Annotated in this window: 14 protein-coding genes; 4 read left to right on the plus strand and 10 right to left on the minus strand. The window is 74.1% G+C overall.

Annotated elements, in window-relative coordinates:
- Nucleotides 1-114: 114 nt before the first annotated feature.
- A complete protein-coding gene (locus tag ACIF8T_RS03430; protein WP_400030640.1) occupies nt 115-1,020 on the minus strand; it encodes a TIGR01777 family oxidoreductase in 906 nt (301 codons plus the stop codon).
- Nucleotides 1,021-1,093: 73 nt separating this feature from the next.
- Between ACIF8T_RS03430 and ACIF8T_RS03435 the strand changes: the two genes are divergently transcribed.
- Entirely contained in the window at nt 1,094-1,582 is a 489-nt protein-coding gene (locus ACIF8T_RS03435; protein WP_400030642.1) for a GNAT family N-acetyltransferase, read from the plus strand.
- A gap of 15 nt (nt 1,583-1,597) precedes the next feature.
- On the opposite strand, the gene ACIF8T_RS03440 is transcribed toward ACIF8T_RS03435, so the two are convergent.
- Nucleotides 1,598-2,782, minus strand: a complete 1,185-nt coding sequence (locus tag ACIF8T_RS03440; protein ID WP_400030644.1) for a MarP family serine protease — start codon at nt 2,780-2,782, stop codon at nt 1,598-1,600.
- A 290-nt stretch (nt 2,783-3,072) separates the two neighbouring features.
- Between ACIF8T_RS03440 and ACIF8T_RS03445 the strand changes: the two genes are divergently transcribed.
- Both ACIF8T_RS03445 and ACIF8T_RS03450 read left to right on the plus strand, forming a co-directional pair.
- A complete protein-coding gene (locus ACIF8T_RS03445) occupies nt 3,073-3,921 on the plus strand; it encodes a peptidoglycan recognition protein (RefSeq protein ID WP_400030646.1) in 849 nt (282 codons plus the stop codon).
- Complete coding sequence (locus tag ACIF8T_RS03450; protein ID WP_400030648.1) at nt 3,918-4,148, plus strand: hypothetical protein; 231 nt, start codon at nt 3,918-3,920, stop codon at nt 4,146-4,148. The genes ACIF8T_RS03445 and ACIF8T_RS03450 overlap by 4 nt, the downstream gene beginning before the upstream one ends.
- 201 nt (nt 4,149-4,349) lie before the next feature.
- On the opposite strand, the gene ACIF8T_RS03455 is transcribed toward ACIF8T_RS03450, so the two are convergent.
- The 8 genes from ACIF8T_RS03455 to ACIF8T_RS03490 form a co-directional block, all read right to left on the minus strand.
- Nucleotides 4,350-4,868, minus strand: coding sequence for a DUF4240 domain-containing protein (locus ACIF8T_RS03455; RefSeq protein WP_400031474.1), 519 nt, complete (start codon nt 4,866-4,868; stop codon nt 4,350-4,352).
- Between the two features lie 70 nt (nt 4,869-4,938).
- Nucleotides 4,939-5,976, minus strand: coding sequence for a helix-turn-helix transcriptional regulator (locus ACIF8T_RS03460; protein WP_400030650.1), 1,038 nt, complete (start codon nt 5,974-5,976; stop codon nt 4,939-4,941).
- Nucleotides 5,977-6,053: 77 nt separating this feature from the next.
- A complete protein-coding gene (gene aceE, locus ACIF8T_RS03465; RefSeq protein WP_400030652.1) occupies nt 6,054-8,756 on the minus strand; it encodes a pyruvate dehydrogenase (acetyl-transferring), homodimeric type in 2,703 nt (900 codons plus the stop codon).
- 323 nt (nt 8,757-9,079) lie between these two features.
- Nucleotides 9,080-10,132 (minus strand): ABC transporter permease, encoded by a 1,053-nt coding sequence (locus ACIF8T_RS03470; protein WP_400031476.1) that lies wholly within the window; start codon nt 10,130-10,132, stop codon nt 9,080-9,082.
- 37 nt (nt 10,133-10,169) lie between these two features.
- Nucleotides 10,170-10,793 (minus strand): GntR family transcriptional regulator, encoded by a 624-nt coding sequence (locus tag ACIF8T_RS03475; protein ID WP_400030654.1) that lies wholly within the window; start codon nt 10,791-10,793, stop codon nt 10,170-10,172.
- Nucleotides 10,794-11,049: 256 nt separating this feature from the next.
- Entirely contained in the window at nt 11,050-12,873 is a 1,824-nt protein-coding gene (gene sucB / locus ACIF8T_RS03480; protein WP_400030656.1) for a 2-oxoglutarate dehydrogenase, E2 component, dihydrolipoamide succinyltransferase, read from the minus strand.
- A 59-nt stretch (nt 12,874-12,932) separates the two neighbouring features.
- Entirely contained in the window at nt 12,933-14,321 is a 1,389-nt protein-coding gene (gene lpdA / locus ACIF8T_RS03485; protein WP_400030658.1) for a dihydrolipoyl dehydrogenase, read from the minus strand.
- Nucleotides 14,322-14,585: 264 nt separating this feature from the next.
- Nucleotides 14,586-16,130 (minus strand): leucyl aminopeptidase, encoded by a 1,545-nt coding sequence (locus ACIF8T_RS03490; RefSeq protein WP_400030660.1) that lies wholly within the window; start codon nt 16,128-16,130, stop codon nt 14,586-14,588.
- A 279-nt stretch (nt 16,131-16,409) separates the two neighbouring features.
- Here ACIF8T_RS03490 and ACIF8T_RS03495 point away from each other — a divergent pair, with 279 nt between their 5' ends.
- Entirely contained in the window at nt 16,410-18,443 is a 2,034-nt protein-coding gene (locus ACIF8T_RS03495) for a hypothetical protein (protein ID WP_400030662.1), read from the plus strand.
- Nucleotides 18,444-18,526 lie beyond the last annotated feature (83 nt).

Consider the following 18,526-nt stretch of genomic DNA (forward strand, 5'->3'; position numbering starts at 1 on the left):
CCCAACGGGCTCCTGGGATACCCGAGTTCCGGTCGAGCGTAGGTGCCCGGACGGTCAGGGGGAGTCGCGCATCGGCAGGGCACGGTCGCACGACGGTCGCATACGGTCCCTCGGCTATCCCAGCGCCGCACGGATCGCGTCGTCGATCTCCGGGAACGCGAACCGGAACCCCGACTCCAGCAGCCGGGCGGGCAGCACCCGCGCGCTGCCCAGCACGTCCCCGGCCATCTCGCCGAGCACGCCGCGCAGGACGGGCGCCGGGACGCTGAACAGGGCCGGCCGGTTCAGCACCCGGGCCATGGCGGCGGTGATCTCACGGTTCGTCAGCGGCCGCGGGGCGGTGAGGTTGAACGGCCCCGACAGGTCCGCACGGTCGATCAGGTGCCGGAGCGCGGCGACCTCGTCGTGCAGCGCGATGAACGACCAGTACTGCCGCCCGTCGCCGAGCCGCCCGCCCAGTCCCGCCCGGAACAGCGGGAACAGCCGCCCCCACGCGCCGCCGTCGCGGGAGACCACCAGCCCGGTCCGTGCGAACACCGTCCGCACGCCCGCCTCCCGGGCCGGCGCCGCCGCGCCCTCCCACTCCACGCACAGCTCCGGCAGGAAGCCCTCGCCGGGCGGCGCGCTCTCGTCGACGGCCCGGTCGCCGGTCTCGCCGTAGTAGCCCACCGCACTGCCGTTGACGAAGACCCGCGGCCGCTCGCCGGGGTCCAGGGCGGCCACCGCCCCGGCGAGCGCCGCCGTGCCGTGCACCCGGCTCGTGCGGATCCGGGCCTTGTACTCCTCCGTCCAGCGCCGGTCGCCGACCCCGGCCCCCGCCAGGTTCACCACCGCGTCGCATCCGGCGAGCGCCGCCGGGTCGACGGAGCCGCCCTCCGGGTCCCAGCGCACCTCGTCCGCCGAACGGGGCGCGCCGCGCACCAGGCGCACCACCTCGTGTCCGTCCGCGGTCAGGGACCGCACCAGGGCGCTGCCGATGAGACCGGACGCGCCGGCCACCGCGATTCGGATCCGTTCCATGCCGCCCATCCTGCCCGCGACCGCCCGCCGATCACCGAAAGGCGCCCCGGCGGGCCGTCGTAGGGTGGCCGGCATGCCCGTACCGCACATACGCCCCGCACGGCCCGACGACGACGAGACGCTGGGGCGCCTGGACCGCGCCGAGTGGTCCACGCTGCACTCCGTCCAGCCGCGCCCCGAGCCGCCGTACCCGTCCTTCTTCGGCGAGCGGTCCGAGCCGCGCGACCACCTCGTCGCCGAGATCGGCGGCGTGGTCGCGGGCTACCTCAAGCTGGGCTTCCCGACGCCGCTGCCCTGCAACGCCCACGTCCGGCAGATCCAGGGGCTGGTCGTCGCGCGGGAGGCGCGCGGCGCGGGCGTCGGGCGGGCGCTGCTGCGGGCGGCGCGCGAGGAGGCCCGGCGGCGCGGCGCGCGCCGGCTGACGCTGCGCGTCCTCGGGCACAACACGGCGGCCCGCAGGCTCTACGAGTCCGAGGGGTTCGTGGTGGAGGGCGTCCTGCCGGAGGAGTTCCTCCTCGACGGCGCCTACGTCGACGACGTCTCCATGGGCATGTTCCTGTGAGGCGCCCCGAGCGGCCTACGACGTGACCAGCTCGCCCGTGTCCACCGGCGCCGTCGCGTCCGCCGCGCGCTCGGCCTCGGAGGCGACCTCGGCCGCGGTCAGCACGTAGCCGGTCTCGGCGTCCGAGGTGGAGCGGGCGAACACCACGCCGTACACCCGTCCGTCGGTGGTCAGCAGGGGGCCGCCGGAGTTGCCGGGGCGGACGGTGGAGCGGATCGAGTAGATCTCGCGGGTGACCGTGCCGTCGTTGTAGATGTTCTGGCCCGTGGCCCGCACCCGGTTCGCCACCGTCGCCGCCTGGAGGTTCAGGTCGCCGTCCTGCGGATAGCCCGCGACGACCGCCCGCGCGCCGCGCTCGGCACGGTCGTCGAACCGCAGGACCGGCGCCGCGAGGTCCGGGACGTACAGCACGGCCACGTCCTTCCGCGGGTCGAACAGCACCACCCGCGCCTCGTACGACCGCCCCACCCCGCCGACCCGCACGGTCGGCTCGTCGATGCCCGCCACCACGTGCGCGTTGGTCATCACGTGCTCCCGCGCGTACACGAAGCCGCTGCCCTCGCGGCCCTGGGTGCCGGCGGCGCCCTCGACCTTCACCGTGCTCAGCCTGGCGGCGTCGGTCGCGGCCGGGGTGACGCTGTCGCCGGTGGGGCGGGCCACCTCGGCGGTCGACTCGTTCTCGAAGGGGTTGAAGACCTGCGGGAAGCCCGCCTCCGTCAGCGCCGAGGTGGCGCGCGAGAACCAGGCCGGGGTGGTGTCCGGCATCGCCTGCTGCACCGCGCCGAGCAGCCGCGAGTCGCGTATGGCCGAGGTGACCGGCGCGGACGAGGACGCGCCGAGGACGCTCGCGGCGACCCAGGCCACGATCAGCACGGCCGCCGCGTTGGCCGCGGCCCCGCCGACCCCGTCGGCGACCCGCAGCGGCCCCCGGTCCAGCTCCCGCCGCAGCCGCAGCGCCAGCCGCCCCGCCAGTTCGTGGCCCACCACGGCCGGCAGCAGCACGGTGAGCACGGCCGTCACCGTCGCCGCCGTCGTGCCCGGGTCCACCGCGGTCATCACCCACGGCAGGATCCACACGCCGACGGCCGCGCCGCCCACGAACCCGGCGAGCGAGACGCAGCCGGCCACCAGCCCGCGCCGGTAGCCGGACGCCGCGTAGGCCACGATGACCAGCAACAGCAGGATGTCGAGCAGGTCCACGCACCGCCGCCTTTCTCCTCGGACCCCTGTGTACGCGGGGGACGGGCCCGGTGATCAGCCACCCGCACGCGTGCCCGCCGGAAGCCGTCGCACGCACGTGCATCCGAAAAACGCCGCGGACCCGGACGATGGTTCCACCAGGTGGCACAGCACACATCGCGGACGGACCGGATCCGGCCGACAGTGGGTCCATGCGTGTCGTCCGAAGACCGCGGGGAGCGCGCGAGCGCCGCGCCCCCCGACCACCTGGCATACCCCGCGCGGCCGGCGCCCCGCGCGCGGTCCCCCGCATGCCGCGCACCGCGGCGACCGCGCTGGGCGTGCTGCCCGGGCTGTCGGCGGCCGTCGCACTGGTGCTGTGCGCGTACGGCGTGGAACGGGCCGCCGAGCCCTCCGGCCGCCGGAGCACCGCGCACACGGCGACGGCCCCGTACCAGGCCCCCCGGCCGCGGATCGCGCCGCGCGCGGCCTGGCTGGGCGACGCCGCCCGCGACCAGCCGCCGCCGCGCTACGACGACCGGGTCGTCGCCGTCTTCGTCCACCACACCGACTCGCCCAACGGCTACGACTGCGCCGACGCGCCCGGCATCATCCGCGGCCTGTACACCGGCCAGACCGGCGGCCGCGACTGGGACGACATCGGCTACAACTTCCTCGTCGACCGCTGCGGCACCGTCTACGAGGGCCGCGCCGGCGGCACCGACCGGCCCGTCACCGGCGCCCACACCCAGGGCTTCAACCACCGCACCACCGGCATCGCCGCCCTGGGCACCTTCACCGAGGGGGTGGCCGTGCCGCCCGCGATGACCCGCGCGATCGCCGCGGTCGCCGCCTGGAAGCTGGGCCTGGGCGGCATCGACCCGCGGGCGGGCGTCCGGCTGGTCTCCAGCAACGCCCACAGCCGCTACGCGCGGGGCACCACGGTCACGCTGCCCGCCGTCACGGGCCACGACGACGCCTTCATGACCAGCTGCCCCGGCGCGGCCCTGCGGGCCCGCCTGCCGGAGATCAGGCGGCTCGCGGCCCGCCTGCAGGGCCGGACGCACGGCCCACAGGAACGCCACAGCCGGGCCGCAGGCTCCTCGCAGGACCGCGTCCTACGGTCGTCCCCGTCAGCCGACCGGAGGTGGGGAACATGAACAGCAGCACGGGTACCCGGAGCGCGCGGCGGGCGGCCGGGCGGGACCGCGACGCGCACGGCCCCTGGGCGGTCCTCCGCGCCGTCGCGGCCGTCGTCCTCGGACCGGCCGCGGTCACCGCGTCCGCCCTCGACCAGGCCAACGCGGCACCCCTGCACCACGGCGTGCGGGCCGGCCGGACGCAGGCGTACCTCCGGGCGGAGGGCACCCGCCGCCGGACCGTGTGACCGGGCCGCCGCGTGACCGGATCGGCCGTGTGACCGGGTCGACTGCGTGACCGGGCCGTGTGACGGACCGGCCGTGTGATCGGATCGGCCGTGTGACCGGATCGGCCGTGTGACCGGGCCGGCCGCGTGAGCCGTCCGGGGACCGGGCGCCGCGGGTGCGCGGGCGGCGCGTCCCGGCCGCGGCCGCGGCCCGGTGCCCCGTCAGCCCCGGAAACGCTCCCAGAGCCGGGGATAGCGCTCGGCGAGCTGCCGCTCGTCCTCCAGGTCCAGGGGGGTGCCCTCCGGCTCCGCCGGGGCGGGGGCGACGTCCAGATCCGGGGCGACCGTGCCGGTGAGCTGCTCGTAGGCCTCGTCGGCGGCGTAGCCGAGCTCCTCGCCGTCGCCGTCGATCTCCTCGTCGAACTCCTCCAGCAGGTCGGCGAGCGCGTCCGGGTCGTGCAGGGCGCCCTCGAAGACCTCGCGGCCCTGGCCGATCAGCCAGCACCGGAAGAAGTCGAAGGCGTCGTCGCTCGCCCCGTCGAGCAGCACCCAGGCCGCGCCCCACAGGTCCCAGCGGTAGGCGCGGTTGTAGCGGACCTCGAAGTGACGGGCGAAGTCCAGGACGGACTCGGGATCCTTCTCCAGGAGCCGCGCCACGAGCAGGTCCGCCTGCTCCTCGGGGTCGCCCTCGGCGGCCTCGCGGGTGTCGTCGACCAGCTCCCAGAACTCGGTCTCGTCCATCACGGGTCCAGCATCGGCCCTGGAGGCGGCGGACGCACCCCGGCGGACGCACCCGGAGTGCGGCGGACCGTCACGGGCCGTACAGCGCCGCCAGCCGTCTCGCGTCCTCGGCGAACCGCGCCCGCAGACCGGCGGGCGCCAGCACCTCCACCTCCGGCCCGAGCGCCGCGAGCTGGGTGTGGGCGACCTCCTCGGACTCCACGGGGACGGTCACCGTCACCCACCCGTCCGCGTCCGGGCCGTCCGCGGCGGCCAGCGCCTCCCGGGCGGACGGCGGGCCGACGGCGTGCGGCAGGGCGCGCGCGCCCGCCTCGGACAGCCGCACCACCACCTCGGCCCGCAGCAGGGACCGCGCGAACTGCTCGGCCCGCTCCTCCCAGAAGGCGGGCAGGTCGAACTCCGGATCGCGCTCGAAGCGCTCCTCGCCGGCCTCCACCGCCGTGAACCGCTCGATCCGGTACACCCGCAACGACTCCCGCCCGGCGACCCGCGCGCACAAGTACCAGACACCGGCCTTCAGCACGAGCCCGTACGGCTCCAGCTCGCGCACCACCTCGTCCGCCGCGTCACCGGAGCCCGCGCCGCGGGGCGCCCCGGCCCCGTCGGCCTCCTGCGGCCGCGCGCCGCCCCGCCGGTAGCGGGCGGTGATCCGCCGGTCGTCCCACACCGCGTCCGCGACGGCCGGCAGCAGCTCGGGCGTCCTCGGCTCCCGGAACCAGCTCGGCGCGTCCAGGTGGAAGCGCTGCGCCGCCGTCCTCGACGCGTCCCGCAGGGACGGCAGCAGCGCCGCCGACACCTTCAGCCGGGCCGCCGAGGCCGCGTCCTCCAGCCCCATCTCGCGCAGCGCCCCCGGCACCCCGGACAGGAACAGCGCCTCCGCCTCGCCCCGGTGCAGCCCGGTCAGCCGCGTGCGGTACCCGCCGATCAGGCGGTACCCGCCGGCCCGCCCCCGGTCCGCGTACACCGGCACGCCCGCCTCCGACAGCGCCTGGGCGTCCCGCAGGACGGTCCGCTCGGACACCTCCAGCTCCCGCGCCAGCTCGGCGGCCGTCATCGGGGACCGGGACTGGAGCAGCAGGACCATCTTGATCAGTCGGGCAGCACGCATGCGGCCATCATGCCGGGCCGCACCGACAGCGAAGGGGGGTACGGCGACCGCCGTACCCCCCTCACCTGCTCCGGCCCTTACAGGCCGTACTTCTCGCGGGCCTCCTTCACGGCCGTCGCCTTGACCTCGCCGCGCTTGGCGAGCTGGGCGAGGGCCGCGACGACGATGGACTCGGCGTCCACGCCGAAGTGGCGGCGGGCCGCCTCACGGGTGTCCGACAGGCCGAAGCCGTCGGCGCCCAGCGAGGACCAGTCCTGCTCCACCCACTGCGCGATCTGGTCGGGGACCTGGCGCATGTAGTCGGAGACCGCCAGCACCGGGCCCTCGGCGCCCTGCAGCGCCTGGCGGACGTACGGCACCCGCTCCTCGCCGCGCAGCAGCGCCGCGTCGGCCTCCAGCGCGTCCCGGCGCAGCTCGCTCCAGGAGGTCGCGGACCACACGTCGGCGGCCACGCCCCACTCGTCGGCGAGCATCCGCTGCGCCTTGAGCGCCCAGTGGATCGCCGTGCCGGAGCCGAGGAGCTGGACGCGCGGGGCGTTCGCGGGCGGGGTGATGCCCGCCGACTCGGCCGTGTTGAAGCGGTACAGGCCCTTGACGATGCCCTCGTCGATGCCGAGGCCCTGCGGCTTGGCGGGCTGCGGCAGCGGCTCGTTGTAGACGGTCAGGTAGTAGAAGACGTCCGGGTCCTCGCCCGGGGCCGCCTCGCCGTACATCCGGCGCAGACCGTCCTTGACGATGGCCGCCACCTCGTACGCGAAGGCCGGGTCGTACGTCAGCGCGGCCGGGTTGGTCGCGGCGATGACGGGGGAGTGGCCGTCGGCGTGCTGGAGGCCCTCGCCGGTCAGCGTGGTGCGGCCGGCCGTGGCGCCGACGAGGAAGCCGCGGCCGAGCTGGTCGCCGAGCTGCCACATCTGGTCGGCCGTGCGCTGCCAGCCGAACATCGAGTAGAAGATGTAGAACGGGATCATCGGCTCGCCGTGCGTCGCGTACGACGTGGCGGCGGCGATGAAGTCGGCCATCGAACCGGCCTCGGTGATCCCCTCGTTGAGGATCTGGCCGTTCTTGGCCTCCTTGTAGTACATGAGCTGGTCGCGGTCGACCGGCTCGTACGTCTGGCCCTTGGGCGAGTAGATGCCGAGGGAGGGGAAGAGCGACTCCATGCCGAAGGTGCGGGCCTCGTCGGGGACGATCGGCACCCAGCGCCTGCCGGTCTCCTTGTCGCGCACCAGGTCCTTGATCAGGCGGACGAACGCCATGGTGGTGGCCACGTTCTGCGAGCCGGAGCCCTTGTCGAAGGAGGCGAAGGCCTTCTCGGCGGGCGCGGGCAGCGGGGCGACCGGGTGGACGCGGCGGGCCGGGGCGGGGCCGCCGAGGGCGGCGCGGCGCTCCTGGAGGTAGCGGACCTCGGGGGAGTCGGCGCCCGGGTGGCCGTAGGGCACCACGCCGTCGACGAAGTCGCTGTCCTTGATCGGCAGGCCGAGACGGTCGCGCATCGCCTTGAACTCGTCCACCGTCAGCTTCTTCATCTGGTGGTTGGCGTTCTTCGACGCGAAGCCCTCGCCGAGGGTGTGGCCCTTGACGGTCTGCGCCAGGATCACGGTCGGCGCGCCCTTGTGCTCCAGGGCCGCCCGGTACGCCGCGTACACCTTGCGCGGCTCGTGACCGCCGCGGGAGAAGTGGAAGACCTCGAGGATCTTGTCGTCGCTCAGCAGCTTCGCCATCTCGGCGAGCGCCGGGTCCTTGCCGAAGAAGTCCTCGCGGATGTAGGCCGCGTCACGGGTCTGGTACGTCTGGATCTGCGCGTCCGGCACCTCGCGCAGGCGGCGTACGAGCGCGCCGGTGGTGTCGAGCCGGAACAGCTCGTCCCAGGCCGAGCCCCACAGCGTCTTGACGACGTTCCAGCCGGCGCCGCGGAACTGGGCCTCCAGCTCCTGCACGATCTTGAAGTTGGCGCGCACCGGGCCGTCGAGGCGCTGCAGGTTGCAGTTGATGACGAAGGTGAGGTTGTCCAGCTCCTCACGCGCGGCGAGCGCGAGGGCCGCCGTCGACTCCGGCTCGTCCATCTCGCCGTCGCCGAGGAACGCCCACACGTGCGAGGCGGAGGTGTCCTTGATGCCGCGGTTGGTGAGGTACCGGTTGAAGCGCGCCTGGTAGATGGCGGAGAGCGGGCCCAGACCCATGGAGACGGTCGGGAACTCCCACAGCCAGGGCAGGCGGCGCGGGTGCGGGTAGGAGGGCAGGCCGTTGCCGCCCGACTCCCGGCGGAAGTTGTCGAGGTGCTGCTCGTTCAGCCGGCCGTCGAGGAAGGCGCGGGCGTAGATGCCGGGGGAGGCGTGGCCCTGGATGTAGAGCTGGTCGCCCGAGCCGTCGGCCTCCTTGCCCCGGAAGAAGTGGTTGAAGCCGGTCTCGTACAGCCAGGCCGCGGAGGCGAAGGTGGCGATGTGGCCGCCGACGCCGTATTTGCTGCCGCGGGTCACCATGGCCGCCGCGTTCCAGCGGTTCCACGCGGTGATCCGGGCCTCCATCTCCTCGTCACCGGGCACGGCGGGCTCGGCGGCGGTGGGGATGGTGTTGACGTAGTCGGTCTCCAGGAGCTTCGGCAGCGGCACGCCGTTGCCCTCCGCGCGCTCCAGCGTGCGTCGCATCAGGTACGCGGCACGGTGCGGGCCGGCCGCCTTGGCGACCGCGTCCAGCGAGGCCTGCCATTCGGCGGTCTCTTCGGGGTCGCGGTCCGGGAGCTGGTCGAGCTCGCTCGGCTGGATGGCGTGGGGGTCGGTCATGTCGCCGCCTTCCTCAGTCGAAGGGGGTTCCCTCATCGGTAAGGGTTCGGGGGTGCCCTTGGTCTTTGGCAGGACAGGGCGTGAGGCTCTGGTGCTGTGGCACCGTGCGGCTGGCGCCGCGTGGCCCGTCGGCGACTGTAACTCCCTGATCGATGATCGATCAAAGGGTTGAGGGTGAAAACTTGCCGATCGCCAGAAAGTCGGCACGCGGTGCCTCCGGTGGTGGCACCGGGTGACGCTCTGGGGAGGGGTTTGCGCAGGTCGCGGCGCGTCTGAGCGACGGATCGCTCTGCTGTTCAGGGTGCCGGAGCCCCGAGGGACGCTCACGAGGCCGCGGGGGAGGGCTGCCTGGCCCGGCCGCCGGGGTGGCGGTGCGACCAGGTGAGGAAGACCGCGCAGGACAGCAGCGACCAGCCGGCCAGCACCAGGAAGGGGAAGGCGTGCTGGTGGCCGGGGAAGTACACCGCCGTGTGCTGGGCGTTGACCGAGGCGCCCGGCGGCAGCCAGCGGCCGATCGCCCCCAGCGGGGACGGCAGCAGCGGCCAGGACACCGCGCCGCCCGAGGAGGGGTTGCCCACCAGCACCATCAGGCCCCAGGTCGGCAGCATCGCCCAGCGGCCGATGAGGGTGTTGAACAGGGTGAAGACCATACCGCTGGTGAACATCGTCAGCGCCAGGATCAGCCACGACTCCGTGAACGGCAGGTCCAGCGTCCCGAGCAGCCAGTCCACCGCCGCGGCGATCGCGAACCCGCCGAGCAGCGCGTACGCCGCCGTGAACGCGATCCGCTCCAGCGGGTTCAGCGCCCGCGCGTGCACGCTCAGCTGGATCGACCCGACGAAACCGATGATCACGGCCGCCAGCGAGACGTAGAAGATCGCCAGCCCCCGCGGGTCGCCCGGCTGGAGGGGATTGACGTCCCGGACGGTCACCCGGACGCCGGTGCGCTCGCCGGCCCCGAGCGCCGCCTCCGACAGCACCTCGGCCACGGAGGCGCCGGACGCCGCGGAGACGTCCAGGACGACCGAGCGGCCGCCGTCGCGGACCTCGAAGATCCCGAAGACCTCCTGCTCCTCGACCGCCGCGCGGGCGGCGGCCGGGCCGGCGTAGGGGCGCACCTTCACGGAGGCGTTCAGCGCCTCCTCCACCCCGGCGAGGAAGGCCCTGCCCCGCGGCTCCTGGTACGGCCCCACCACCGCCGCCGGGATGGAGCGCGGCGTCGGGTTGGCCATGGCGTACGTGTACGACCAGGCGAAGAGTCCCGCCGCCGCGCCGAGGATCAGCACCAGGACCGTGGCCGGCAGGAACGGCGACTCCTTGAAACGGGGCCAGGGCCGCCCGCGAGGGGACGGCTCGTCGTGCCCACCGTGCGGCATGTCGGACATGCCGGTCACATTAGGGCACGTGGGGCGGTCAGGCCCGCGGCGCGCAGCCCAGCACGTGCGCCTTGACGATCTCGGCGATACGGGGGTCGCGGCGGCGGAACGCGGCCAGCAGCTCCTCGTGCTCCTCGGCGTACGACTGCTGGACGGTGCCCAGCCAGCGGATGGACAGCGCGGTGAAGACCTCGATGCCCAGGCCCTCCCAGGTGTGCAGCAGCACGGAGTTGCCCGCGGCGCGCACCAGCTCCCGGTGGAAACCGACGGTGTGCCGCACCTGCGCCGTCCCGTCGGACGCCCGGTCGGCCTCGTACAGCGCGGCCACGTGCGGCTCCAGCGCCGAGCAGTCCTCCGCCAGCCGCTCCGCCGCCAGTTCGGCCGCGATCGCCTCCAGGCCGGCCCGGACCGGGTAGCTCTCCTCCAGGTCCGCAGCCGTCAGGTTGCGCACCCGCACGCCCTTGTTCGGCGCCGACTCGATCAGCCGCAGCGACTCCAGCTCGCGCAGCGCCTCCCGGACCGGGGTCTGGCTGACCTCCAGCTCGGTCGCGATCCGCCGCTCCACGATCCGCTCGCCCGGCTGCCAGCGCCCGCTGATGATCCCCTCCAGGATGTGCTCGCGGATCTGTTCGCGCAGCGAGTGGATGACGGGGGCGGTCATGAGGGCTCCTTAGGGCGCTTGACGTTTAGACAATAAGGCCGGTTCGCTCCGCGGGTGGGGCCGATGGGGGTGCTTTCACGCAGGTGAGACGAGTCGCACATGGTGCCTCCGGCGCCCTCGGGCCGGTCCCCGCCGCCGCCCGGCGAGGGCGGGCCGACGGCCGGCCGGTCGCGTGGTTCCCGCGCCCCTCCGGATACGTCGGTGCCCCGCCCGGAAGGATCCGGACGGGGCACCCACGCGTGCGGCTGACCGGCGGTTACAGGCCGAGCTCGACCTCGAACTCGCCCGCCTCCAGGATCGCCTTGACGGCCGTCAGGTAACGGGCCGCGTCGGCGCCGTCCACCAGGCGGTGGTCGTAGGACAGGGTCAGGTACGTCATGTCGCGGACGCCGATGGCCGTGCCCTCCTCCGTCTCGACGACGGCGGGGCGCTTGACCGTGGCGCCGATGCCGAGGATCGCGACCTGGCCCGGCGGCACGATGATCGTGTCGAAGAGCGCGCCGCGCGACCCGGTGTTGCTGATGGTGAAGGTCGCGCCGGACAGCTCGTCCGGGGTGATCTTGTTGCCGCGGACCTTGCCCGCGAGCTCCGCCGTGGCCTTGGCGATACCGGCGAGGTTGAGGTCGCCGGCGTTCTTGATGACCGGGGTCATCAGGCCCTTCTCGGAGTCCACCGCGATACCGATGTTCTCGGTGTCGAAGTAGGTGATGGTCCCCTCGGCCTCGTTGATCTTGGCGTTGATGACCGGGTAGGCCTTCAGCGCCTGGGCCGCGGCCTTGACGAAGAACGGCATCGGGGAGAGCTTGACGCCCTCACGCGCCGCGAACGCGTCCTTGGCCCGGGCGCGCAGCTTCATCAGGCGGGTCACGTCGACCTCGACCACCGAGGACAGCTGGGCCTGCTCCTGCAGGGCCTTGACCATGTTGTCGCCGATGACCTTGCGGATGCGCGGCATCTTGACGGTCTGGCCGCGCAGCGGGGAGGCCTCCAGGACGGGGGCCTTCTTCGCGGCGGCCGGGGCGGCGGCGGCGGCCGGGGCGGGAGCCGGAGCCGCGGCGGCGGCCTTGGCGGCCTCGGCGGCGGCCATGACGTCCTGCTTGCGGATGCGGCCGCCGACGCCGGTGCCCTTGACGCTGGAGAGGTCCACGCCGTGCTCGGAGGCGAGCTTGCGCACCAGCGGGGTGACGTAGGCGCCGTCGTCGGCCGGCTGGGCGGCGGCCGGAGCCGCGGGGGCGGCGGCCGGGGCCGCGGGGGCGGCGGCCGGGGCCGGAGCGGGCGCCGGGGCGGCCTGCTGCGGGGCCGGAGCCGCGGGCGCCTGCGGGGCCGGGGCGGGAGCCGGGGCCTGAGCGGGAGCCGGGGCCGGAGCGGGCGCCGGGGCGGCCTGCTGCGGGGCCGGGGCGGGCTCGGGCTCGGCCGGGGCGGCGGGGGCGGCCGGTGCGGCGGCCGGAGCCGCGCCCGGGGCGCCGATGACGGCGAGCTTGGCGCCGACCTCGGCGGTCTCGTCCTCGCCGACCACGATCTCCAGGAGCACGCCGGAGGCGGGCGCCGGGATCTCGGTGTCGACCTTGTCGGTGGAGACCTCGAGCAGCGGCTCGTCGGCCTCGACGCTGTCGCCGACCGACTTCAGCCAGCGGGTGACGGTGCCCTCGGTGACGGACTCGCCGAGCGCGGGCAGGACCACGTCCGTGCCCTCGGCGGAGCCGCCGCCGGCGGCGGCCTCGGCGGTGGGCGCCGGAGCCGGGGCGGCCTGCTCGGTGGACGGCTGGGCGGCCGGGGCCGGCTCCGGGGCCGGCGGGGCGACCTCCTCGGCCGCGGGGGCCGGGGCGGCGGCGGGGGCACCGGTGCCGTCGTCGATGACGGCCAGCTCGGCGCCGACCTCGACCGTCTCGTCCTCGGCGACCTTGATGGAGGCCAGCACGCCGGAGGCCGGGGCGGGGATCTCGGTGTCGACCTTGTCGGTGGAGACCTCGAGCAGCGGCTCGTCGGCCTCGACGCGCTCGCCCTCGGCCTTCAGCCAGCGGGTGACAGTGCCCTCGGTGACGCTCTCGCCGAGCGCTGGAAGGGTTACGGAAACCGCCATGGTTTCGGTTGCTCCTAACGAATTGCGGAAGTCTGGTCGTCGCGTGTCGTGACCGAGGGTCAGTCGTGCGCGTGGAGGGGCTTGCCGGCCAGCGCCAGGTGGGCCTCGCCGAGCGCCTCGTTCTGCGTCGGGTGGGCGTGGATGAGCTGGGCCACCTCGGCCGGCAGGGCCTCCCAGTTGTAGATCAGCTGCGCCTCGCCGACCTGCTCGCCGATGCGGTCGCCGACCATGTGCACGCCGACCACGGCACCGTCCTTGACCTGGACGAGCTTGATCTCGCCCGCGGTCTTCAGGATCTTGCTCCTGCCGTTGCCCGCCAGGTTGTACTTCAGAGCGACGACCTTGTCCGCGCCGTAGATCTCCTTCGCCCTGGCCTCGGTGAGACCGACGGAGGCGACCTCCGGGTGGCTGTAGGTGACGCGCGGAACACCGTCGTAGTCGATCGGGACGACCTTCAGACCGGCCAGGCGCTCCGCCACCAGGATGCCCTCGGCGAAGCCGACGTGCGCGAGCTGGAGGGTCGGCACCAGGTCGCCGACGGCGGAGATGGTCGGGACGTTCGTCCGCATGTACTCGTCGACGAGGACGTAGCCGCGGTCCATCGCGACCCCGGCCTCCTCGTAGCCCAGGCCCTGCGAGACCGGGCCGCGGCCGACGGCGACGAGGAGGAGCTCGGCCTCGAACTCCTTGCCGTCGGCGAGGGTGACCTTGACGCCGTCCTGGGTGTACTCGGCCTTCTGGAAGAAGGTGCCCAGGTTGAACTTGATGCCGCGCTTGCGGAAGGAGCGCTCCAGCAGCTTGGAGGAGTTCTCGTCCTCGGCCGGGACGAGGTGCTTCAGGCCCTCGATGATGGTGACGTCGGTGCCGAAGGACTTCCACGCGGAGGCGAACTCGGAGCCGATGACACCGCCGCCGAGGATGATCGCGGACTCGGGCACGCGGTCCAGGACGAGGGCGTGGTCCGAGGAGATGATCCGGTTGCCGTCGATCTCCAGGCCCGGCAGCGACTTCGGCACGGAGCCGGTCGCCAGCAGGATGTGGCGGCCCTGGATCCGCCGGCCGTCGACGTCCACCGAGGTGGCCGAGGACAGCCGGCCCTCGCCCTCGATGTAGGTCACCTTGCGGGAGGCGACGAGCCCCTGGAGACCCTTGTACAGGCCGGCGACGACGTCGTCCTTGTACTTGTGGACGGCGGGCATGTCGATGCCCTCGAAGGAGGCCTTCACACCGAACTGCTCGCTCTCGCGGGCCTGGTCGGCGATCTCGCCCGCGTGCAGCAGGGCCTTGGTGGGGATGCAACCCCGGTGCAGGCAGGTGCCGCCGACCTTGTCCTTCTCGATCAGGGCGACGTCCAGGCCCAGCTGAGCCCCGCGCAGGGCCGCGGCGTAACCACCGCTGCCACCGCCGAGGATCACTAGGTCGAAAACGGTGCTGGCGTCGTTCGCCACGTCACGTCCTCCATGCATGTGCGCCACGCCGGTCCTCAGTGACCGGTCGGCGGCTGGTGTCCGGCCGCTCGTTCTTCGGCCCTTGGGTGGGGCCCTGTCCTGCCGGGCCCCATCTTCGCACCTGTGGGGGGCGGACGAGACGCGGGGCCGGGGTGTGAGACACCCCACGTTCGGCGTCCCCGGGGGCGCGGGGGACTGCGCGTCCAGCCCCCACGCCCCCGCGACCGCCGCGGAACGGGCCGGGCCGGGCACCCGGGCGAACGATCAGCCCAGGTCACCGGCCGCGGTCAGCTCGGCCACCCGCACCAGGGTGCGCACCGCCGTGCCCGTGCCGCCCTTGGGGGTGTAGCCGAACGGCCCGCCCTCGTTGAACGCCGGCCCGGCGATGTCGAGGTGCGCCCAGGTGATGCCCTCGCCGACGAACTCGCGCAGGAACAGCCCGGCGACCAGGCCGCCGCCCATCCGCTCGCCCATGTTGGCGATGTCGGCGACGGGGGAGTCCATGCCCTTGCGCAGGTGCTCGGGCAGCGGCATCGGCCACGCGGGCTCGCCGACCTCCTCGGCGGCCTCGTACACCGCCGTGCGGAAGGCGTCGTCGTTGCCCATGATCCCGAAGGTGCGGCTGCCCAGCGCCAGCATCATCGCGCCGGTCAGCGTCGCGACGTCCACGATCGCGTCCGGCTTCTCCTGGGAGGCGGCCCACAGGGCGTCGGCGAGCACCAGCCGGCCCTCGGCGTCGGTGTTGAGCACCTCGACCGTCTTGCCGCTGTACATGCGCAGCACGTCGCCCGGGCGGACGGCGGAGCCCGACGGCATGTTCTCGGCCAGCGCGAGCCAGCCGGTGACGTTGACCTCCAGGCCGAGGCGGGCGGCGGCCACCACCGCGGCGAACACGGCGGCGGCGCCGCTCATGTCGCACTTCATCGTCTCGTTGTGCCCGGCCGGCTTCAGCGAGATGCCGCCCGAGTCGTAGGTGATGCCCTTGCCGACGAAGGCCAGGTGCTTCTTCGCCTTGGAGTGCGTGTACGACAGCTTCACCAGGCGCGGGGCGGAGGCCGAGCCGGAGCCGACCCCGAGGATGCCGCCGTAGCCGCCCTTGGCCAGGGCCTTCTCGTCGAGCACCTGCACCTTCAGGCCGTGCTCCTTGGCCGAGGCCTGCACGATCGCGGCGAACGCCTGCGGGTCGAGGTCGTTCGGCGGGGTGTTGACCAGGTCGCGGGCGCGGTTCAGCTCCTCGGCGACGGCGGTGGCGCGCTCGACCGCCGCCTTGTACGCCTTGTCGCGGGGCCTGCCGCCCAGCAGCACGGCCTCGGCCAGCGGCGCCTTGCCGTTCTTCGCGGCGTCCTTGCCGGTGCCGCCGTTGCCCTTGTAGGCGTCGAAGGTGTAGGCGCCGAGCAGCACGCCCTCCCCGATCGCGGCGGTGTCGGCGGGGTCCGTCACCGGCAGGGCGAAGGCGGCCTTCGCGGAGCCGGCCAGCGCACGGGCGGCGGCGCCGGCGGCCTTGCGCAGGACCTCGCCGTCGTAGGAGGCGTCCTTCTCGGGCTGCGCGCCCAGACCCACCGCCACCACGAGCGGGGCCTTGAAACCGGACGGCGCGGGCAGCTTCGTCACCTCGCCCTCGCCACCGGAGGCGCCGAGGGTCTCCAGGACGCCGGCCAGCTTGCCGTCGTACGCCTTGTCCACGGCCTCGGCGCCCGGTGCGACGACCAGGTTCCCGGACGGGGAGCCGGCGCCCTTGGCGATACCGATCACGATCGCGTCGGCCCGCAGGCCGGGCGCCGCGGCGGTGCTGAGAGTGAGAGCAGTCACGGTGGTGAAATCTCGCTTCCGTAAGTGTGGTGTGGCCGAGTGCGGGTGGGTCGACCGGGCCCGACAACCGACCCTAGAGCCCTCCTGCGGTGTGGTCTTTACCTGGGCAGGTAAACACCCGGCACGAGACTACGCGCGTCCCCGTGCTCGCTCATTCCTGCGGGTGTTCACCTGTCCGTGGCGTCGTCGCCGCTTCTTGATCCCCGGACCGGTGAGGTGGGACACACTCGTCGCGTTCCGGTGAGCGCCCCGCTCGCCGGCCGTGGGGGAGGGACGGACATGGCACAGCGTGCGCGCGGCGGAAGAAGAGCGGCGGTCGCCGGGACGGCGGCGAGCCTGCTGGCCCTGGGACTGGGGGCGCCCGGCGCGTCCGCCGCCGGGGAGCCGCGGATCGATCTGCGGGTGCTCGTCGTGGACGACGGCGGCAGCCCCGTGCGGGCCATCACGGCCCAGCTGAGGAGCACGGGCATCCCGTACACGACCGTCGACCTGGGCGACCCCGGCCGCCCGGCCGTCACGGCCGCGTTCCTCAGCGACACGGTCGACGGCCGGCCCCGCGCCAAGTACCAGGGCGTGGTGCTGCCCGACGAGGCCCCGTTCGGCGCCGGCTCCGCCGAGCAGGCCGCCCTGGAGGCGTACGAGCGGACGTACGGCATCCCGCAGGTGGACGCCTACACCTGGGCGCACCCGGAGGTCGGCCTGGACTACACCAGCGAGGGCGGCTGGGCGGGCGCCCTCGACGGGCGCGAGGCGTCCGTCACGGCGGCCGGGAAGGCCGGCCCCTTCGACTACCTCGACGGGGCGGTCGCCTTCGAGGACAACGCGCCGGGCGTGCAGGAGAGCTACGGGTACGTGGCGCGGCCGCGCAGCGGCTTCACCAGCTACGTCGACGTCCCCGTGCCGGCGGGCTCCGGCCGCGGCAGCCTGGTCGGGGAGTACGCCCACGACGGACGCCGCGAGCTCGTGGTGACGTTCGCCTACAACCAGCACCAGCAGCAGTTCCGGCTGCTGGCCCGGGGCATCGTCGAGTGGCTCACCCAGGGCGTGCACCTGGGCCGGGACCGCAACTACTTCGCCGTGCACGTCGACGACGTGTTCGCGCCCGACGCCCGCTGGGACACCGAGCGCAACTGCACCCCCGGCGACATCGACTGCGCGGGCGGCGGCGAGGACACCACCGTGCCGATCCGCATGACCGCCGCCGACGCGGTGCACGCCGCGCAGTGGCAGCGCGAGCGCGGCTTCACCCTCGACATGGTCTACAACGCCGGCTCCGGCGAGGAGTGGAAGGCCGAGCACGGCGGGAGCGACGCCCTCACCGACCGGCTGCTCGCCGACCGGGCGCAGTACCGCTGGATCAACCACACCTACACCCACCCCTTCCTCGGCTGCGTCCAGGACACCTCCACGGTGCCGTGGAGCTGTGCGGAGAACGCCGACGGCTCGACGCGGTACATGAGCCGCGCCGAGATCGCCGCGCAGATCCGCGACAACCACGCCTGGGCCACCGCCAAGGGCCTGCCCGTCGACCGCACCGAGCTGGTCACCGGGGAGCACTCGGGCCTGCGGACGCTGCCGCAGCAGCCCGCCGACAACCCGAACCTGGCCGGCGCGCTCGCCGACACCGGCGTGAAGTGGATCGCCTCGGACAACTCCCGCGAGCCCGCGCAGCGCGCGGTCGGCGGCGCCCTGACCGTGCCGCGCCACCCGATGAACGTCTACTACAACGTGGGCACCGCGGCCGAGATGGCCGACGAGTACAACTGGGTCTACACCTCCCGCGCCGACGGCGGCAGCGGCGTCTGCGAGGACAACCCCGCCTCGACGTGCCTGGACGCCCCGCTCGACCCCGCCACGGGCTACGCCACCCACATCGTCCCGCAGGAGGCGCGCACCGCCCTCGGCCACGCCCTGGCCAACGACCCGCGCCCGCACTACGTCCACCAGTCCAACCTGGCCGAGGACCGGATCCTCTACCCGGTCCTGGACCGCGTACTGGCCGACTACCGGGCCCTGTTCGCCGACAACACGCCGCTGGAGAACCCCCGGCACAGCGCCGTCGGCACCGAGCTGCAGCGCCGCGCCGCCTGGCAGGCCGCCCTCGCGGGCGGCCGGGTCACGGCGTACCGGATCGGCATCACCGTCACCGTCACCGCGCCGTCCGGCACCCGGATCCCGGTGACCGCGCCGGAGGGGACGAAGCAGCAGCTCGTGCTCGGCACGACCGCCTTCGGAACCCCCTATGCGGGGGAGCGCTCGGCCTGGGCGGCCCCGGCCGCGCTCCAGAGCGCGCTGACGCTGAAGCTGCCGTGAGGCCGACGCTGAAGCTGCCGTAAGGGGGAGCACCCCTCGGGGGGCGCGGGCCGTGCACGGGACGCGGCTCCGCGCCCCCCGGG

Origin of the sequence: Streptomyces sp. NPDC085946 (assembly GCF_044540485.1) — a bacterium.
In the GTDB taxonomy this organism is placed as follows: Bacteria; Actinomycetota; Actinomycetes; order Streptomycetales; family Streptomycetaceae; genus Streptomyces.

What these genes read in the sequence shown, in the direction of transcription:
- ACIF8T_RS03430 (WP_400030640.1), bottom strand. Translation starts at nt 1,020, where the DNA reads ATGGAACGGATCCGAATCGCGGTGGCCGGCGCGTCCGGTCTCATCGGC.
- ACIF8T_RS03435 (WP_400030642.1), top strand. Translation starts at nt 1,094, where the DNA reads ATGCCCGTACCGCACATACGCCCCGCACGGCCCGACGACGACGAGACG.
- ACIF8T_RS03445 (WP_400030646.1), top strand. Translation starts at nt 3,073, where the DNA reads ATGCCGCGCACCGCGGCGACCGCGCTGGGCGTGCTGCCCGGGCTGTCG.
- ACIF8T_RS03450 (WP_400030648.1), top strand. Translation starts at nt 3,918, where the DNA reads ATGAACAGCAGCACGGGTACCCGGAGCGCGCGGCGGGCGGCCGGGCGG.
- ACIF8T_RS03455 (WP_400031474.1), bottom strand. Translation starts at nt 4,868, where the DNA reads ATGGACGAGACCGAGTTCTGGGAGCTGGTCGACGACACCCGCGAGGCC.
- ACIF8T_RS03460 (WP_400030650.1), bottom strand. Translation starts at nt 5,976, where the DNA reads ATGCGTGCTGCCCGACTGATCAAGATGGTCCTGCTGCTCCAGTCCCGG.
- aceE (WP_400030652.1), bottom strand. Translation starts at nt 8,756, where the DNA reads ATGACCGACCCCCACGCCATCCAGCCGAGCGAGCTCGACCAGCTCCCG.
- ACIF8T_RS03470 (WP_400031476.1), bottom strand. Translation starts at nt 10,132, where the DNA reads ATGCCGCACGGTGGGCACGACGAGCCGTCCCCTCGCGGGCGGCCCTGG.
- ACIF8T_RS03475 (WP_400030654.1), bottom strand. Translation starts at nt 10,793, where the DNA reads ATGACCGCCCCCGTCATCCACTCGCTGCGCGAACAGATCCGCGAGCAC.
- sucB (WP_400030656.1), bottom strand. Translation starts at nt 12,873, where the DNA reads ATGGCGGTTTCCGTAACCCTTCCAGCGCTCGGCGAGAGCGTCACCGAG.
- ACIF8T_RS03495 (WP_400030662.1), top strand. Translation starts at nt 16,410, where the DNA reads ATGGCACAGCGTGCGCGCGGCGGAAGAAGAGCGGCGGTCGCCGGGACG.